The sequence below is a fragment of the Methylobacterium sp. E-065 genome (assembly GCF_022829605.1).
Classification (GTDB): domain Bacteria; phylum Pseudomonadota; class Alphaproteobacteria; order Rhizobiales; family Beijerinckiaceae; genus Methylobacterium.
In genome coordinates, this window is the sequence record NZ_JAKSYD010000100.1 from 82,195 (window position 1) to 94,843 (window position 12,649).

The 12,649-nt window shown below is 67.3% G+C and carries 16 protein-coding genes; 7 read left to right on the forward strand and 9 right to left on the reverse strand.

What is annotated here, in order from left to right:
* Positions 1-4: 4 nt before the first annotated feature.
* The 3 genes from MKK84_RS10540 to MKK84_RS10550 are packed head-to-tail and all read left to right on the forward strand — an operon-like array spanning position 5 to position 2,097.
* Positions 5-595, forward strand: coding sequence for a DUF447 domain-containing protein (locus MKK84_RS10540; RefSeq protein WP_243919466.1), 591 nt, complete (start codon positions 5-7; stop codon positions 593-595).
* Positions 596-616: 21 nt separating this feature from the next.
* Positions 617-1,150, forward strand: coding sequence for an SRPBCC family protein (locus MKK84_RS10545; RefSeq protein ID WP_243919467.1), 534 nt, complete (start codon positions 617-619; stop codon positions 1,148-1,150).
* Positions 1,147-2,097, forward strand: coding sequence for a YncE family protein (locus MKK84_RS10550; protein WP_243919468.1), 951 nt, complete (start codon positions 1,147-1,149; stop codon positions 2,095-2,097). The genes MKK84_RS10545 and MKK84_RS10550 overlap by 4 nt, the downstream gene beginning before the upstream one ends.
* Positions 2,098-2,119: 22 nt before the next feature.
* Here MKK84_RS10550 and MKK84_RS10555 read toward each other — a convergent pair whose 3' ends face one another.
* The 8 genes from MKK84_RS10555 to MKK84_RS10590 all read right to left on the reverse strand — a co-directional run bounded on the left by MKK84_RS10555 (position 2,120) and on the right by MKK84_RS10590 (position 7,709).
* Positions 2,120-2,320: a hypothetical protein gene (locus MKK84_RS10555; RefSeq protein WP_243919469.1), complete on the reverse strand. Its 201-nt coding sequence runs from the start codon at positions 2,318-2,320 to the stop codon at positions 2,120-2,122.
* A 72-nt stretch (positions 2,321-2,392) separates the two neighbouring features.
* Complete coding sequence (locus MKK84_RS10560; RefSeq protein ID WP_243919470.1) at positions 2,393-3,580, reverse strand: chlorophyllase/cutinase-like alpha/beta fold protein; 1,188 nt, start codon at positions 3,578-3,580, stop codon at positions 2,393-2,395.
* Positions 3,581-3,922: 342 nt separating this feature from the next.
* On the reverse strand, positions 3,923-4,135 hold the full coding sequence (locus MKK84_RS10565; protein ID WP_243919472.1) for a hypothetical protein: 213 nt from the start codon (positions 4,133-4,135) through the stop codon (positions 3,923-3,925).
* A 77-nt stretch (positions 4,136-4,212) separates the two neighbouring features.
* Positions 4,213-4,668 carry a response regulator gene (locus tag MKK84_RS10570; protein WP_243919474.1) on the reverse strand — a complete coding sequence of 152 codons (456 nt, stop codon included), beginning with the start codon at positions 4,666-4,668 and terminating at the stop codon, positions 4,213-4,215.
* A 207-nt stretch (positions 4,669-4,875) separates the two neighbouring features.
* Positions 4,876-5,760: a dienelactone hydrolase family protein gene (locus MKK84_RS10575; RefSeq protein WP_243919475.1), complete on the reverse strand. Its 885-nt coding sequence runs from the start codon at positions 5,758-5,760 to the stop codon at positions 4,876-4,878.
* Positions 5,761-5,888: 128 nt separating this feature from the next.
* Positions 5,889-6,293 carry a hypothetical protein gene (locus MKK84_RS10580; RefSeq protein WP_243919476.1) on the reverse strand — a complete coding sequence of 135 codons (405 nt, stop codon included), beginning with the start codon at positions 6,291-6,293 and terminating at the stop codon, positions 5,889-5,891.
* A 118-nt stretch (positions 6,294-6,411) separates the two neighbouring features.
* The gene (locus tag MKK84_RS10585; RefSeq protein ID WP_409566489.1) at positions 6,412-6,900 is read right to left on the reverse strand and encodes a DUF192 domain-containing protein; all 489 of its coding nucleotides are present in this window, start codon (positions 6,898-6,900) and stop codon (positions 6,412-6,414) included.
* 203 nt (positions 6,901-7,103) lie between these two features.
* Entirely contained in the window at positions 7,104-7,709 is a 606-nt protein-coding gene (locus MKK84_RS10590; protein WP_313899328.1) for a cold-shock protein, read from the reverse strand.
* Positions 7,710-8,059: 350 nt separating this feature from the next.
* Between MKK84_RS10590 and MKK84_RS10595 the strand changes: the two genes are divergently transcribed.
* The gene (locus tag MKK84_RS10595; protein ID WP_243919477.1) at positions 8,060-9,073 is read left to right on the forward strand and encodes a heparan-alpha-glucosaminide N-acetyltransferase; all 1,014 of its coding nucleotides are present in this window, start codon (positions 8,060-8,062) and stop codon (positions 9,071-9,073) included.
* A 36-nt stretch (positions 9,074-9,109) separates the two neighbouring features.
* Here the strand turns inward: MKK84_RS10595 and efp are convergent, their stop codons facing one another.
* Positions 9,110-9,676, reverse strand: coding sequence for an elongation factor P (efp, locus tag MKK84_RS10600; RefSeq protein ID WP_243919478.1), 567 nt, complete (start codon positions 9,674-9,676; stop codon positions 9,110-9,112).
* A gap of 234 nt (positions 9,677-9,910) precedes the next feature.
* On the opposite strand from efp, the gene epmA reads away from it, so the two are divergent.
* The 3 genes from epmA to MKK84_RS10615 are packed head-to-tail and all read left to right on the forward strand — an operon-like array spanning position 9,911 to position 12,634.
* The gene (gene epmA / locus MKK84_RS10605) at positions 9,911-10,966 is read left to right on the forward strand and encodes an EF-P lysine aminoacylase EpmA (RefSeq protein ID WP_243919479.1); all 1,056 of its coding nucleotides are present in this window, start codon (positions 9,911-9,913) and stop codon (positions 10,964-10,966) included.
* A complete protein-coding gene (locus tag MKK84_RS10610) occupies positions 10,963-12,012 on the forward strand; it encodes a lysine-2,3-aminomutase-like protein (protein WP_243919480.1) in 1,050 nt (349 codons plus the stop codon). The genes epmA and MKK84_RS10610 overlap by 4 nt, the downstream gene beginning before the upstream one ends.
* Before the next feature lie 10 nt (positions 12,013-12,022).
* A complete protein-coding gene (locus tag MKK84_RS10615) occupies positions 12,023-12,634 on the forward strand; it encodes a glutathione S-transferase family protein (protein WP_243919678.1) in 612 nt (203 codons plus the stop codon).
* Positions 12,635-12,649 lie beyond the last annotated feature (15 nt).

The window sequence follows — 12,649 nt, forward strand, 5'->3', positions numbered from 1 at the left end:
GCCGATGCCGCTGATCCTGGAAACCATCGTCACCACGCTCTCTCCCGCGGGCGAATTGCACCTCGTGCCGTTCGGGCTGATCGGCGAGGATGACGGCTACGTGCTGGCACCGTTCCGGCCCTCGCCGACTATCGTCAACCTGGAAGCGAACCCCTGCTTCGCGGCTTCGAGTCCCCGCGATATCCGGGTGATCGCCGGGGCTGTCACGGGGCGGCGCGATTGGCCGACCGTTCCCTGCGCGGTCATCGCGGGCCGGTGCCTCGCCGACAGCTTCGGCCATGCCGAGTTCGAGGTCGCGGTCGTCGAGGATCACGAAACCCGGCCGCGCTTCCGCGGCCGCATGGTTCACAGTGCCGCGAAGGCGCCGTTCATCGGCTATAACCGCGCGCAGGCGGCGGTGTTGGAAGCCGCTATTCTTTCCACCCGGCTCCACATGCTGGAACCCGAGAAAGTCTTGACGGAGATGGCCTACCTCGCCATCGCCGTGGGCAAGACCGCCGGACCCCGCGAACGCGAGGCCTGGGGTTGGATCGAGGACAAGGTCGCGGCGGTCATCGGCCCCGCGGCGCGGATCCTCGGTCGCGACGACCGCTGATCGCGGGAGGAGAAGGACAAGATGAAAAAAATAACCCTGGCCTTGGCGGCCACCGCGGCGCTGGTCGCCGCGACCGCGCAGGCCCATGGCCCGACCCGTCGCAAGATCAACGAGTCGATCGAGATCAACGCTCCAGCCGACAAAGTGTGGGCGGTGATCGGCGACGTGAAGAACGCCGATTGGATGCAGAACGTCACCAAGACCGAGCTGAGCGGCGATCCGGCCGGTAAGTTCAAGCGAGTGCTGACGCTCAAGAACGGCGACCAGATCTCCGAGACCAGCAACAAGTTCAAGCCCGAGGACAAGCTGTTCTCGTATTACATCGACAAGGTCGACGTGAAGGATCTGCCGGCCAACGACTATTCGGCCACGATCACGGTCGAGCCCGCGGGCGATGCCAAGTCGAAGGTCGAGTGGAAGGCCGCCTTCTACCGCGGCTACATGAACAACGATCCCCCGCCCGATCTCAACGACGAGGCGTCCGAGAAGGGCGTCGGCGACTGGATCAAGGCGAGCCTCGCCAACCTGAAGGCCAAGGTCGAGAAGGGCTCGTGAGCCCGGGCCGGGCGGCGCTCGCCGCCGCCCTCGCCCTCACGGTCAGCGTCGCCCGCGCCGAGCCGGCGCGGGAGGCCATCATCACCGCCCAGCTCGGCGGTGCGGTCGAGGTGGTGGACCTCGCTGCCGGCAAGGTGGTGCGCCGCATACCGGTGGATGGGGCCCCGGCCGGGATCGTGCTATCGGCCGATCGCCGGCGTGCCTATGTGACCCGCCCGGAGGGGCACGGCATCGCCGTGATCGATCTCGATGCCGGCAAGCTTCTCGCCGAGGTGCCTTTGCCCGGTGGGCCGCTCGGCATCGCGGCGGATCCGCAAGGCGGCCGGGTCTACGTGGCCGATTGGTACGGGCGCCGTTTGTTCGTGCTGTCCGAGCATGAGGGCACTCTGGTGCCGGATGGCGAGATCGCCGTCGGGGCCTCCCCCTCGGGGATCGCCATAAGCCCGGACGGGCGGACGCTCTACGTGGCCAATCGCGAGGCCGATACCGTCTCGGTGGTGGACGCGTCGGCCCGTCGCGAGATCAAGACCATCCCGGTGGGCCAGCATCCGTTCGGCATCACCTTCGACGCCGCTTCGGGCCGCGCCTACACGGCGAATGTCACGAGTGACGACGTCTCGGTGATCGACATTCCGGCTGGCCGCGAGATCGGCCGGATCGCCACTGGTCGACGGCCTTACGTCATCGCGCTCAGTGGCGGGCGCGGCTTCGTCACCGACCAATATGCCGGCAGCGTCACCGTCTTCGACCTCACGACGCTCAAGCCGATCACCGATATCGACGTGGGCGATCACCCAGAGGGGATCGAAGCGGATTCAGAGGGCCGTCTCTACGTCGCCAACTGGGGTGACAACACGTTGAGCATCCTCGATGCTGCGACGCTCAAGGTGACGGCAACCATCCCGACTGGTAACGGCCCGCGCGCGTTCGGGACCTTCCTTCGGTGACGATCCCCGGCCCCGAGGCCGCTCAGAGCGATTGGCGCCCCGGCCCCCGCCGATAGGCGACACGGGCGGCAACCAGGGCGCCGCCCACCTGCAGGAAACCGGTCTCGCCGAGGTCGGGTGAGCCAAGATGGGCCTGGATCAGCAGACGCGTGAGCGCGTTCAAGGCAAGCAACGTCAGGCAGAAAGCTGCTGCGGCGAGCAGGCTGGCGACGAACTCGGGCATCGACTCGCTCCCGTTCCGAACGAGACCAACCTAGCAAGCCATGCGCCAAGGCCAAGCTGCTGCGAAATCCGCTCAGCGCCCGCGGGGAGCGGCAGCGGCCGGCTTGGCTTGCGCGGGCGGTTTGGCCTGAACGGCCAGAGCTGGGCGCGGCGTCTCGACGAAAAGCCGCTTCACCGGCCAACCGTCGCTCCAGCGCTCCATATCGGCCAGCCGCGGATTGCTCTTCAGCGCCGTTGCATCCGAGCCCGAGAAGGCCGCTGCGGCTGCGAGATCGAAGGTCTTCCAGAAGCCCAGGTAATCGATCGCATCCACGCGGGCGAGGTTGACCTGCGCGACAAGCGTCTGCTGCTCGCCTGTGAGGGCCATGTCGGCGGACCAGCGGAAGGGCACAGGCTTCGGCCCGTCCTTCGGTGCATCCTTGGGCTCCGCCGCAGGCTTGATGGCGCCGCCATCGTAGGCCGTATCCAGGCCGGCCGGCGACGCCAGGGTCGCGGTGAGCGCCGGGAAGCCGTGATCGTCCGAAAGGACCCGCACGAACAGCTTGCGATCCAGGGGAACCGCGCTCGCCTCGCGCAGCAGACGTTTGGCGGCCATGTCGGCGGCCCGGGTATCCTTGTCGCCCACCATGGCAACGATGATCGTCGCCGGGTCGACCGTCGACAGATCGCCGAGCGTGATGCCCCGCGACTTCGGTCCGCTGGCAATGCCGCCGGGTGTCATGGCGAAGATCAGTTTCGGCACAGGCAGGCCCCGCGCCTTGGCATCGGCGGCGAGATCCAGGGCCAGGGGCGCACCGGCCAGATGGCCGACCATCGCGACGCGGGTGAGATCCGGTTTGGCTTCGGCGTCCGAGGCGAGGTCCGCCAACGCGCTCTTGAGAAGCGTCTCGGCGATCGCCGGCGCATCTGCGGGCCGCGTCCGGTTCACCTCCTGGAAGCGCGGCAGGACCACGAGCCAACCCTGGCGGACCAGATGATCGATCCAGCCGCCGTAGCTCTGAGGATTCACGATCCCCCAGCCATGCAGAAATATCGCGACGGGCCGCCCAGCCTCGGGTGCAGCCCCAGCGGCGAAGAAGGCGTAGCTGCTCGCAGTGCCGCGTCCGAGGAGGCGCTTCACCACATTGGCCTTCCGGTCTCCGACGCCACCCGGCCCTTCGGCGGGTTGGGGTGGCGGCGTGGCTGCCTCGACCGCCGTGGAGCCGGCCAGGATCGTGATCGCGACCGCTGAGAGCGACCCGCGAAGAGCGGTAAGACGCATGAAGGGCTCGATTGAGAAACGCCTGCGCGCGCAGGATTGAGGCCGCTGAATAGCAGATTCTTACGCCTTGGCGACCCGATGCGGCATAGCCGGCCTCTGCTGTGCACCGGGCGTCTTGCATCGTCGACGAGATGAGCACCAGGGAATTCCCTTAACGCGATGGAATCACGCCTGGACCTGGTCGGAGTCCGTCTAAAATTGGTGTATCCACGACGCTATAGTAGGTCTTTAAGATCAATATCGCTGGCCAGTTATAAAAAGAACTAGAGTAAACCCAGCAATGTCAGGTCAGGGTCGTCCGGTGCGCAATGCATCAATCGTTAGCTTGGCGCCTTCTAGCTCTCACGTAATGCAATCGCCGGTGCTCGAATGCACAGAATCGAGTTGACGGGCCAAAACCGTCAATGAGAGCGGCACCACGGCATCCGCCTCGCCGTAAACGATGCGTAACTCGTCCCGAACCGAATCCAGAACGACTGTTTCAATAGCTTCGTCAGACGCCCACCCACCAGTGCGACTGAGGGAATCGGCGTGATTGGCAGCAACGATCTTCATGGCGACGCCTGTGATCCCTAGTCGTGCAGAGAATGCCGGCGCCGGGTCCGGGTGTGGCGTACAACGACGACCCTGCTTCAAGTTTCCAGGCCAGGGCTGATAATTTTACCACCCGGACCAATAATCGCCGGACCGGTGCCGTCGGAAGGACGACCCGCGGCCTGCTCGACCCAGGCCAGGATGTCCTCGGCGCGCCAGGGCTTCGGGATGAAGGTGGCGGAAACCCTCAGGTCGCTGGGCTGATCACCCGCATCGCCGGATGTCAGGAGAACGCGCACCCGCGGCCAGGTCACGCCGATGATCCGCGCCAGCTCGAAGCCCCCGATCGGACCGGGCGTGCGGACATCCGAGAAGACGACGCTGACCTCGTCCCCGCGATCATTCAGAATGGCGAGCGCGCGGTCGGCGGTTTCAGCCTCGATGACGGTGAAACCGGTATCCTCCAGCAGCGTAGCCGCGAGGAATCGCTCGTCGGGCTGGTCCTCCACGACGAGGATCACGGGCTTCCGGCCTGTCTGTACCGAGTCGTTCATAGGCCAGGACACTCTACAGGGGCTGAACGGCGGCCGACGCAATCGGTTCAACGCTTTATCGCGGCGATGGACCGGAGCCGCGCAGGCACCGAGCCTCCTGTGATCCTTGCACAATAGAGAAGTTGTTTTTGTGTCCTGAGTAACACAGCATTCCAGGAACGCCCGGATACGACCGAGGATTCGGCTTCCGGGCTTCAGATGCCGGTGTCAGCCGACGCCATGCGCCTTCAGGAAGGCCAGCGCCCGCGCCCATCCATCTTCCGCAGCCTCCCGCCGGTAGCTCGGCCGATAATCCGCGTGGAAGCCGTGCGGCGCGTCGGGATAAACGACCAGCTCGACGGTCTTTCCGGCAGCCTTTGCCCGGTCGCGCGCCTCCTCGACCGAGGCGACGGGGATGCCCGTGTCGGCGCCACCATAGAGCGCAAGCAATGGCGCATTGATCTCCGCGGCGACATCGCCGGCCGTGCGCGGCTGGATCTCCGTCCGCTCACCGCCGACGGGGCCGTACCAGGCCACGGCAGCCTTCAGGTCGCGCCGGTGTGCAGCGTACAGCCATGCGTCGCGTCCGCCTCGGCACCATCCCATGACCCCGAGGCGCTGCGGGTCGCCCTTGGCGGCCGAAACGGCCCAGGCCGCCGCCGCGTCGAGATCGCCGATCCACTGGGCATCCGGCGTCTTCGAGATGACGTCTCGAATAATGATCTTCGGATCCGTCATCGTCGAGAGGTCGCCCTGCCGGGCATAGAGTTCGGGCGCGACCGCGCAGTATCCGGCCTTGGCCAAGCGGCGGCAGATATCCTTGATGTAGTCGTGGACGCCGAAAATCTCCTCGATCACCAGCACGACCGGGAACGGTCCGGCCCCGTCGGGAACGGCGCGATAGGCCGGCATGGGCCCATCGGCGGCCGGAATCTTCACCTCGCCCGCCTCGATGCCGGCCGTGTCGGTGTGAATGACCTGTGCCTCGACCCGGGTGGTCGCGAGCGTCAGCCCACTCATCAGGCTGGTCATGACGAAGCCGCGCCGCGACAGAGGCGCCGTGATCAGCCCCTCAAGCCCTTCGGTGCTACCGGCCGTGCCCTGCTCCGCCATGCTGGTCTCTCCCTGATCACTTTGGGAAGAGGTAACGTGTTTGGTGGCGACCGTCTCGTCGATGGAGGCTTACGCGTCGTCTTGTCCGAGAATCGCGGCCATCATCCTGATCGAGGCCGCCCGCCGCATCACGCGCTCGCGGCACTAAGCGCGCGGATCGCAGGCCTGGACGCGACCCGGCGCGTTGCCGGTGCTTCACGCGGCTGCAGCATGTCGGCCAGGGTCACGAAGGTCTCGGCGGCCGGTGAGACGACTGCGCGGATCCCGTAGCCGAGGGCGAAGGAGCGGATCAGCTCGGCGTCGCGGGCGATACCGAAGCGGTCGAGGGCAGCAAGGAACGCCTCGCGGAACAGGCTGGGCCGGCACCAGCGCTTCTCGGCCATCTGGAGCGGCCAGTCCCATAGGCCCTCGGCGCGCCGGCTTGCGAGCGCGTCGCACGCGATGAAATATCCGGTGTCCCGGTGCTCGATCCCGTCCGCCTGTACGGACCAATCATCGTTGCCGAACAGCTCGGCCTCGGCCACGTCGCTCATCGGGTTCTCCGCGCCGTCCCGGCGTTCCGAAGCATCGGAACAATGCTGGAACATTGGCGCGGATCCCCGCGCTGGTCAAGCCGTTTGTTCCCGGTGCGTTCGCGGGGCGCCCGAGGTGTCAGCGCGCTCGGAACAGGGCGTGCTCCACGTGGTCTCCGGGCTGAATTCCGAGCTTGGCCGCTGTGCCGGCATTGAGTTCCAGCACGGCGACGACCGGGCCCCCGGAGGGGATGATGGCGGTGGACAGCGGCTCCGTGTCGGCCGCGATGTGGCTGACAGTGCCGTCCGGCCGAATGAAGACCATATCGAGCGGAAGATAGGTGTTCTTCATCCACATCGTGACGGGCTCGTCCCGCTCGAAGTCGAACAGCATTCCATGATCGGCCGCCATGTGCCGACGGAACATCAGGCCGCGCGACCGTCCGGCATCGTCGCGCATCACCTCGACGGCGAACCGCTTCGGTCCCGCCTTCGTGGTGATCGTGAGCGGCTCCGTCTTGGCAGTTGCCGCTTGGACCGGCGCCTGCGCGCAGACCACCGAGACCGGGATGACGGCAATCAAGCCGAGGCCGATTATGGCTGCGGCCGCCGCAAGATGGGACGGGATTCTCACAAGCTGAAGCCTCTCGTGGAGCGATGCGCGGGGGATCTGCGGCTCGGCGCTCACATAGGCCAGGAATGCAGCGGAGGGAATCCGCGGTCACTCAACGGGCGAACGTGGCTTCGCGCTTGAGCGCTCTTCCGCCGATCTAGCCGCTGGTTCGTCGGAAGAGCGCGCGTCAGAACCGAGACTGCGAGCCGGGCTCGGCGCTAGTGCGACGCCGGGAGTGTCCCATCGACCAGTCGGACCTCTGCGGCCATGACGCCCTTCGAGCCGTCTCCGTAGCGGACCAGCACGGCCTCGCCCGGCTTCAGTTCGGCGATCCCGTACCGGCGCAATGTCTCCATGTGGACGAAGATGTCGGGCGTCCCGTCGCCCCGGGTGAGGAAGCCGAAGCCGCGCAGGCGGTTGAACCACTTCACCACGGCGGTCTCCAGCCCGCTGGTCGGCGTCACGGTCACATGCGTCCGCGGCAGCGGCATCTCCGAGGGATGGACCGCCGTCGCCTGATCGAGGGAGATCACCCGGAACGCCTGCCAGCCACGGGGCCGCTCCACCGCCTCCACGACGATGCGCGCGCCCTCGCTCGCGGCCTGGTAACCGTCCCGCCGCAGGCAGGTGACGTGAAGCAGGATATCCGGGGCGCCGTCATCCGGCACGATGAAGCCGAACCCCTTCGCAACGTCGAACCACTTGATGTGTCCGGCGACCTCGATGAGGTCCAGAGCCTCGTCCTCACGCAGGCCCATTTCGGCGCTGCGCGCACTCGTTCCCTGATCGAGGGTTTCCGGCCCGGATCCGCGTTCGTCAGACATGGCCGAAAAACCTACCCTGAATCACGCCGCGCCGGTTCCCGGCAAGATTAACGAAGTCCTGACACGCGGGAAGCCCGTTTCGCCGGCAAGGGAGCTATGCCGAGTTGCAATCTCGGCAGGTGTATGCGCGGCGGCAACAGTCGATCTGTCGCAGTCGGCGCACGCAAACGCGCATCGGCGCCCGCGCCGCCATGCGGAACGCCCGATCGGACGGCGTCGCCTCACGGTCTATGGGCCAGTCTCGGCTTTGATCACGTTTCCGAGAGGTTGGCTTGCCCCCCGGCGCCACACTTAAGCCCAGAGGTCAGCCCTTGGCAGGTCCCAGACCGCAGTGATTTGGGTTCCCTACCATGTCAGCCGATCCAACCCTCACCGTTCGCCCCATCGCCGCCCCGGCCGAAGCCCGAGGGAATCGTCTGCCGGTCATCGATGCTGCGCGGTCTGCTGCGCTCCTCGCCATGGCGAGCTATCACACCCTGTGGGACCTCGGGTATCTGCGGCTGACCGCCGAGAATTACGCGGTCACGCCGGGCGGCCATCTGGCCGCCGAGATGATCGCGGGCAGCTTCCTCGTGCTGGTCGGCGTCGGGCTCGTGCTGATGAACGGTCGGGGTATCCGGCCCCGGCCCACCCTGCTGCGGCTCGCCCGCGTCGGGGGCGCCGCCCTCCTGGTGACCCTGGGCACGTGGATCACGTTTCCGGACGCTTATGTGTTCTTCGGCATCCTGCACTGCATCGCCGTGTCGAGCGTGCTGGGGCTCGCCTTCCTGTTCTTACCGGTCCCGATCACCGCGCTCACGGCGGCGCTGGTGCTCGCGGCACCGCATGTCGTGCAGGCCGCGTTCCTCGATGCGCCCGTCTTGTTCTTCCTGGGCCTCGGCTCCACGATGCCGCGGACCAACGATTACGTGCCGCTGTTTCCGTGGTTTGGGCTGGTGCTCTCCGGGATCGTGCTCGGCCGCATCGGGCTGCCGAGGCTCGCGCGGTCCCGACTCGGCGCTTGGAGCCCACGCTCATCCCTCGCGCGGGCCGCGACCTTTGCGGGGCGCCACAGCCTCGTGGTCTACCTGATCCATCAGCCGCTACTGCTCGCAGCGCTCACGGGCTTGGTGACGGTCACCGGCGCCAATCCGCGCGCGGGCCTGCGGGCGTTCAGGGCCGATTACGTCACGATCTGCACCCGCACCGGCGGCGAGACGCCGCTCTGCCGGATCGCCGCGCGATGCACGTCGGATGCCTTGCTGCGCGAGGATCTGTTCCGCGAGGACGGACGGCCGTTCAGCCCACCGGAGCGGCTACGGGCCCAGGCACTCTCGCAGGGCTGCTACGCAACCCTCGAGAGTGCGGCGCACGCACCACGCTGAGATCGGCCACGGTGGTGCGCGACCGGCTAGGCTCGATCAGTCCTTCGCACGCTCGACGTAGGCCCCGTCGGCGGTCATGACGACGACGCGCGTTCCAGCCGCGATGTGCGGCGGCACGGTCGTGCGGACGCCGTTCGACAGCGTCGCCGGCTTGTAGGACGACGATGCCGTCTGTCCCTTCATGGCCGGCTCGGTCTCGGTGACCTCCAGCGTCACGCGCTGTGGCAGCTCGATCGTCAGCGGCACGTCGTTGTGGACCGAAAGCATGACGGCCATGCCCTCCTGCAGATAGGGGGCGGCGTCGCCGACCACGTCCGCCGGCACGGCGATCTGCTCGTAGCTCTCGGGGTTCATGAAATGGAACCCCTCGCCGTCGCTGTACAGGAAGGTGTGCTCGCGATCTTCTACGAAGGCGCGCTCGACCTGCTCGGTGGTCCGGTAACGCTCGGAGACCTTCACGCCGTCGGTGATCCGGCGCATGTCGAGCTGGGTCACCGGCGTGCCCTTGCCGGGATGGATGTTCTCGGCGAACAGGATCACGTAGAGCTTGCCGTCCTTGTCGACGACGTTGCCCTTGCGGAGCGTTGAGGCGATCACCTTCACGGAATTGCGTCCTGCATTGACATGGGTGGCGGCACGCGCCAAGCGCGGTCGCTGTATTGTCGGACCCCGCCACTATCGCATCTGCGTCCCGGTTTCCAGCGGCCGGCCGAATCGTCGTTGTGAGCCGCCGACGGGCCATGTCGTGTCCGCGCCGGGACGGGAAATGAGAATGGGCCGGATCGAGCCGTTCATGACAGGCGCCCCGTCTTCGCCCTCTCTCGAGAGCCCGTCGTGGTGACGGCACCCTCCTCCCCCTGGTGGGCCACCGATCGACATGCCGATCGCCGGCCGGCGCTGATCCAGCGCAACCGCCTCACCGCGGCCTTCCGGTCTTGGTTCGCGGAGCGGGATTTCGTCGAGATGGAGGCGGCGTGCCTTCAGGTCTCGCCGGGCAACGAGGCGCATCTCTCGGCCTTCGCCACGGAGGCAGTCGGTATCGACGGCGCGCGCACACCCCTCTATTTGCACACCTCGCCCGAATTCGCCTGCAAGAAGCTCCTGGCGGCCGGAGAGACACGGCTCTTCAGCCTCGCGCGGGTGTTCCGCAATCGCGAGCGGGGGCCGCTGCACCACCCCGAATTCACGATGCTCGAATGGTACCGGGCCGGAGCGCCCTACACGGACCTGATGGCGGACTGCACCGATCTGCTGAGGCTGGCTGCCGTTACCACCGGTTCGCGCCGTTTCACGTATCGCGGCCGCGACGCAGATCCCTTCGCGGAGCCGGAGCGGCTGACCCTCGCCGAGGCCTTCGACCGCTTCGCCGGGATCGATCTGTTCGCGACACTGTCGCGGACCGGCGAAACCGACCGGGAAGCCCTCGCCCGCGCCACAGCCGCCGCGGATCTGCGGGTCGCGCCGGACGACACCTGGGCCGATCTGTTCTCGCGTATCCTGGTCGCACGGATCGAGCCGCATCTCGGCATCGGCCGACCGACGATCCTGTGCGAGTATCCGGTCAGCGAGGCGGCTTTGGCCCGGCCGGCACCCCATGACGGCCGCGTCGCGGAGCGCTTCGAACTCTACGTCTGCGGGGTCGAACTCGCCAACGCATTCGGCGAGCTGACCGATCCGGCCGAGCAGCGCCGCCGCTTCGAGGACGAAATGGCGGAAAAGCTGCGCGTGTACGGCGAATGTTACCCGATCGACGCTGATTTCCTGGCGGCCCTGGCGGTCATGCCGGACGCCTCCGGGATCGCCCTCGGCTTCGATCGCCTCGCAATGCTGGCCTGCGGCGCCGGCCGCATCGACGATGTCATCTGGACCCCGGTCGCGGAGACCCAGGCGTGACCCAGGCTCTGCGCAACACCGACGATCTCGCTGCTGCTGGCCTGATCTCCGGCGCGGAGGCCGACCTACTGCGCGTGGTTCTCGCCCGCTATGCGGTCTCGGTGACGCCCGACATGGCCGAGCTGATCGATCCGACCGACCCGGACGATCCGATCGCCCGGCAGTTCGTGCCGTCCGTGGAGGAGTGCCGGACCGAACCCGAGGAGCGCGCGGATCCGATCGGCGATGCCGCCCACGCGCCGGTTACCGGCATCGTTCACCGCTACCCTGACCGTGTCCTGCTCAAGCCGCTGCACATCTGCCCGGTTTACTGCCGCTTCTGCTTCCGCCGCGAGATGGTCGGGCCCAACGGGCTCGGAACGATGAGCGAGACCGAACTGGAGGCGGCGTTCGCCTATATCGCGCAGGATCCTCGGATCTGGGAGGTCGTGCTCACCGGCGGCGATCCGTTCGCGCTCTCGGCCCGACGCCTTGGCGATATCGCGGAGCGGCTTTCGTCCATCGAGCATGTGCGCGTTCTGCGGATCCATACCCGCGTGCCGGTCGTCAAACCCGACAGCGTGTCGGACGACCTCGTGCGGGCGCTGCGCCGCTTCGGGCGCGCCGTCTTCGTTGCCCTGCACGCGAATCACCCGCGCGAATTCACGCCGAGCGCCCGCGCCGCCTGCGCCCGGCTGATCGATGCTGGGATCCCGATGGTGAGCCAGACCGTGCTGCTGCGCGGCGTCAACGACGATCCTGGTACCCTGGAAGCTCTGATGCGGAGCTTCGTCGAGAATCGGATCAAGCCCTATTACCTGCACCACGGCGATCTCGCCCCGGGCACCAGCCATCTGCGCACCAGCCTCGCCGAGGGGCAGACCCTGATGCGGGCGCTCCGCGGGCGGCTCTCCGGCCTCGCACAGCCCACGTATGTGCTCGACATTCCCGGCGGCCACGGCAAGGTGCCGGTCGGACCGAACTACCTGACCGACACCATCGACGGGCAGCGGGTGACCGATCCGGACGGAAGCGATCACGCCTATCCACCGAAGGCGGGAGACTGAAGGCGTGACGATGCGCAGGCTCTGGGGGCGGCTCACTTCGGTGAACGTGCAGAAGGCGGTCTGGGGGCTCGACGAAGCCGGGCTCGCCCACGAGCGGATCGACGCGGGTGGTGCCTTCGGCGTCGTCTCCGATCCCGCCTACCGCGCCCTCAACCCGAACGGCCTCGTGCCAACCCTGGAGGAGGACGGCTTCGTCCTCTGGGAGTCGAACGCGATCCTCCGTTATCTGGCGATGACCGGCCCGGCCCTGGCGCTGCCCGAGGATCCCCGGGTGCACGCGGAGGTCGATCAGTGGCTCGACTGGCAGGCGACGAGCTTCACGCCGGCCATGCGCGACGCCTTCTGGCAGCTCTACCGTTCGCCGGAGCCCGACCGCGCCCTCATCGCCGAGTCGTTGAGGAAAACCGAGTCTCATGCGGCGATTCTCGACGCCCATCTGGCGGACCGGGATTACGCCGTCGGCGATCGCTTCGGGATTGCCGACATCGCCCTTGGCTGCGCGGCCCATCGCTGGCTGAACCTTCCGGCCGAACGCATCGAGCGCCCGGCCCTGCGCCGATGGTATGCGCGCATTTCCGCCCGGCCGGGTGCTGCCAACGCCCTGGGCGAGCCCATCGGCTGAGCGCTCCGACGGACT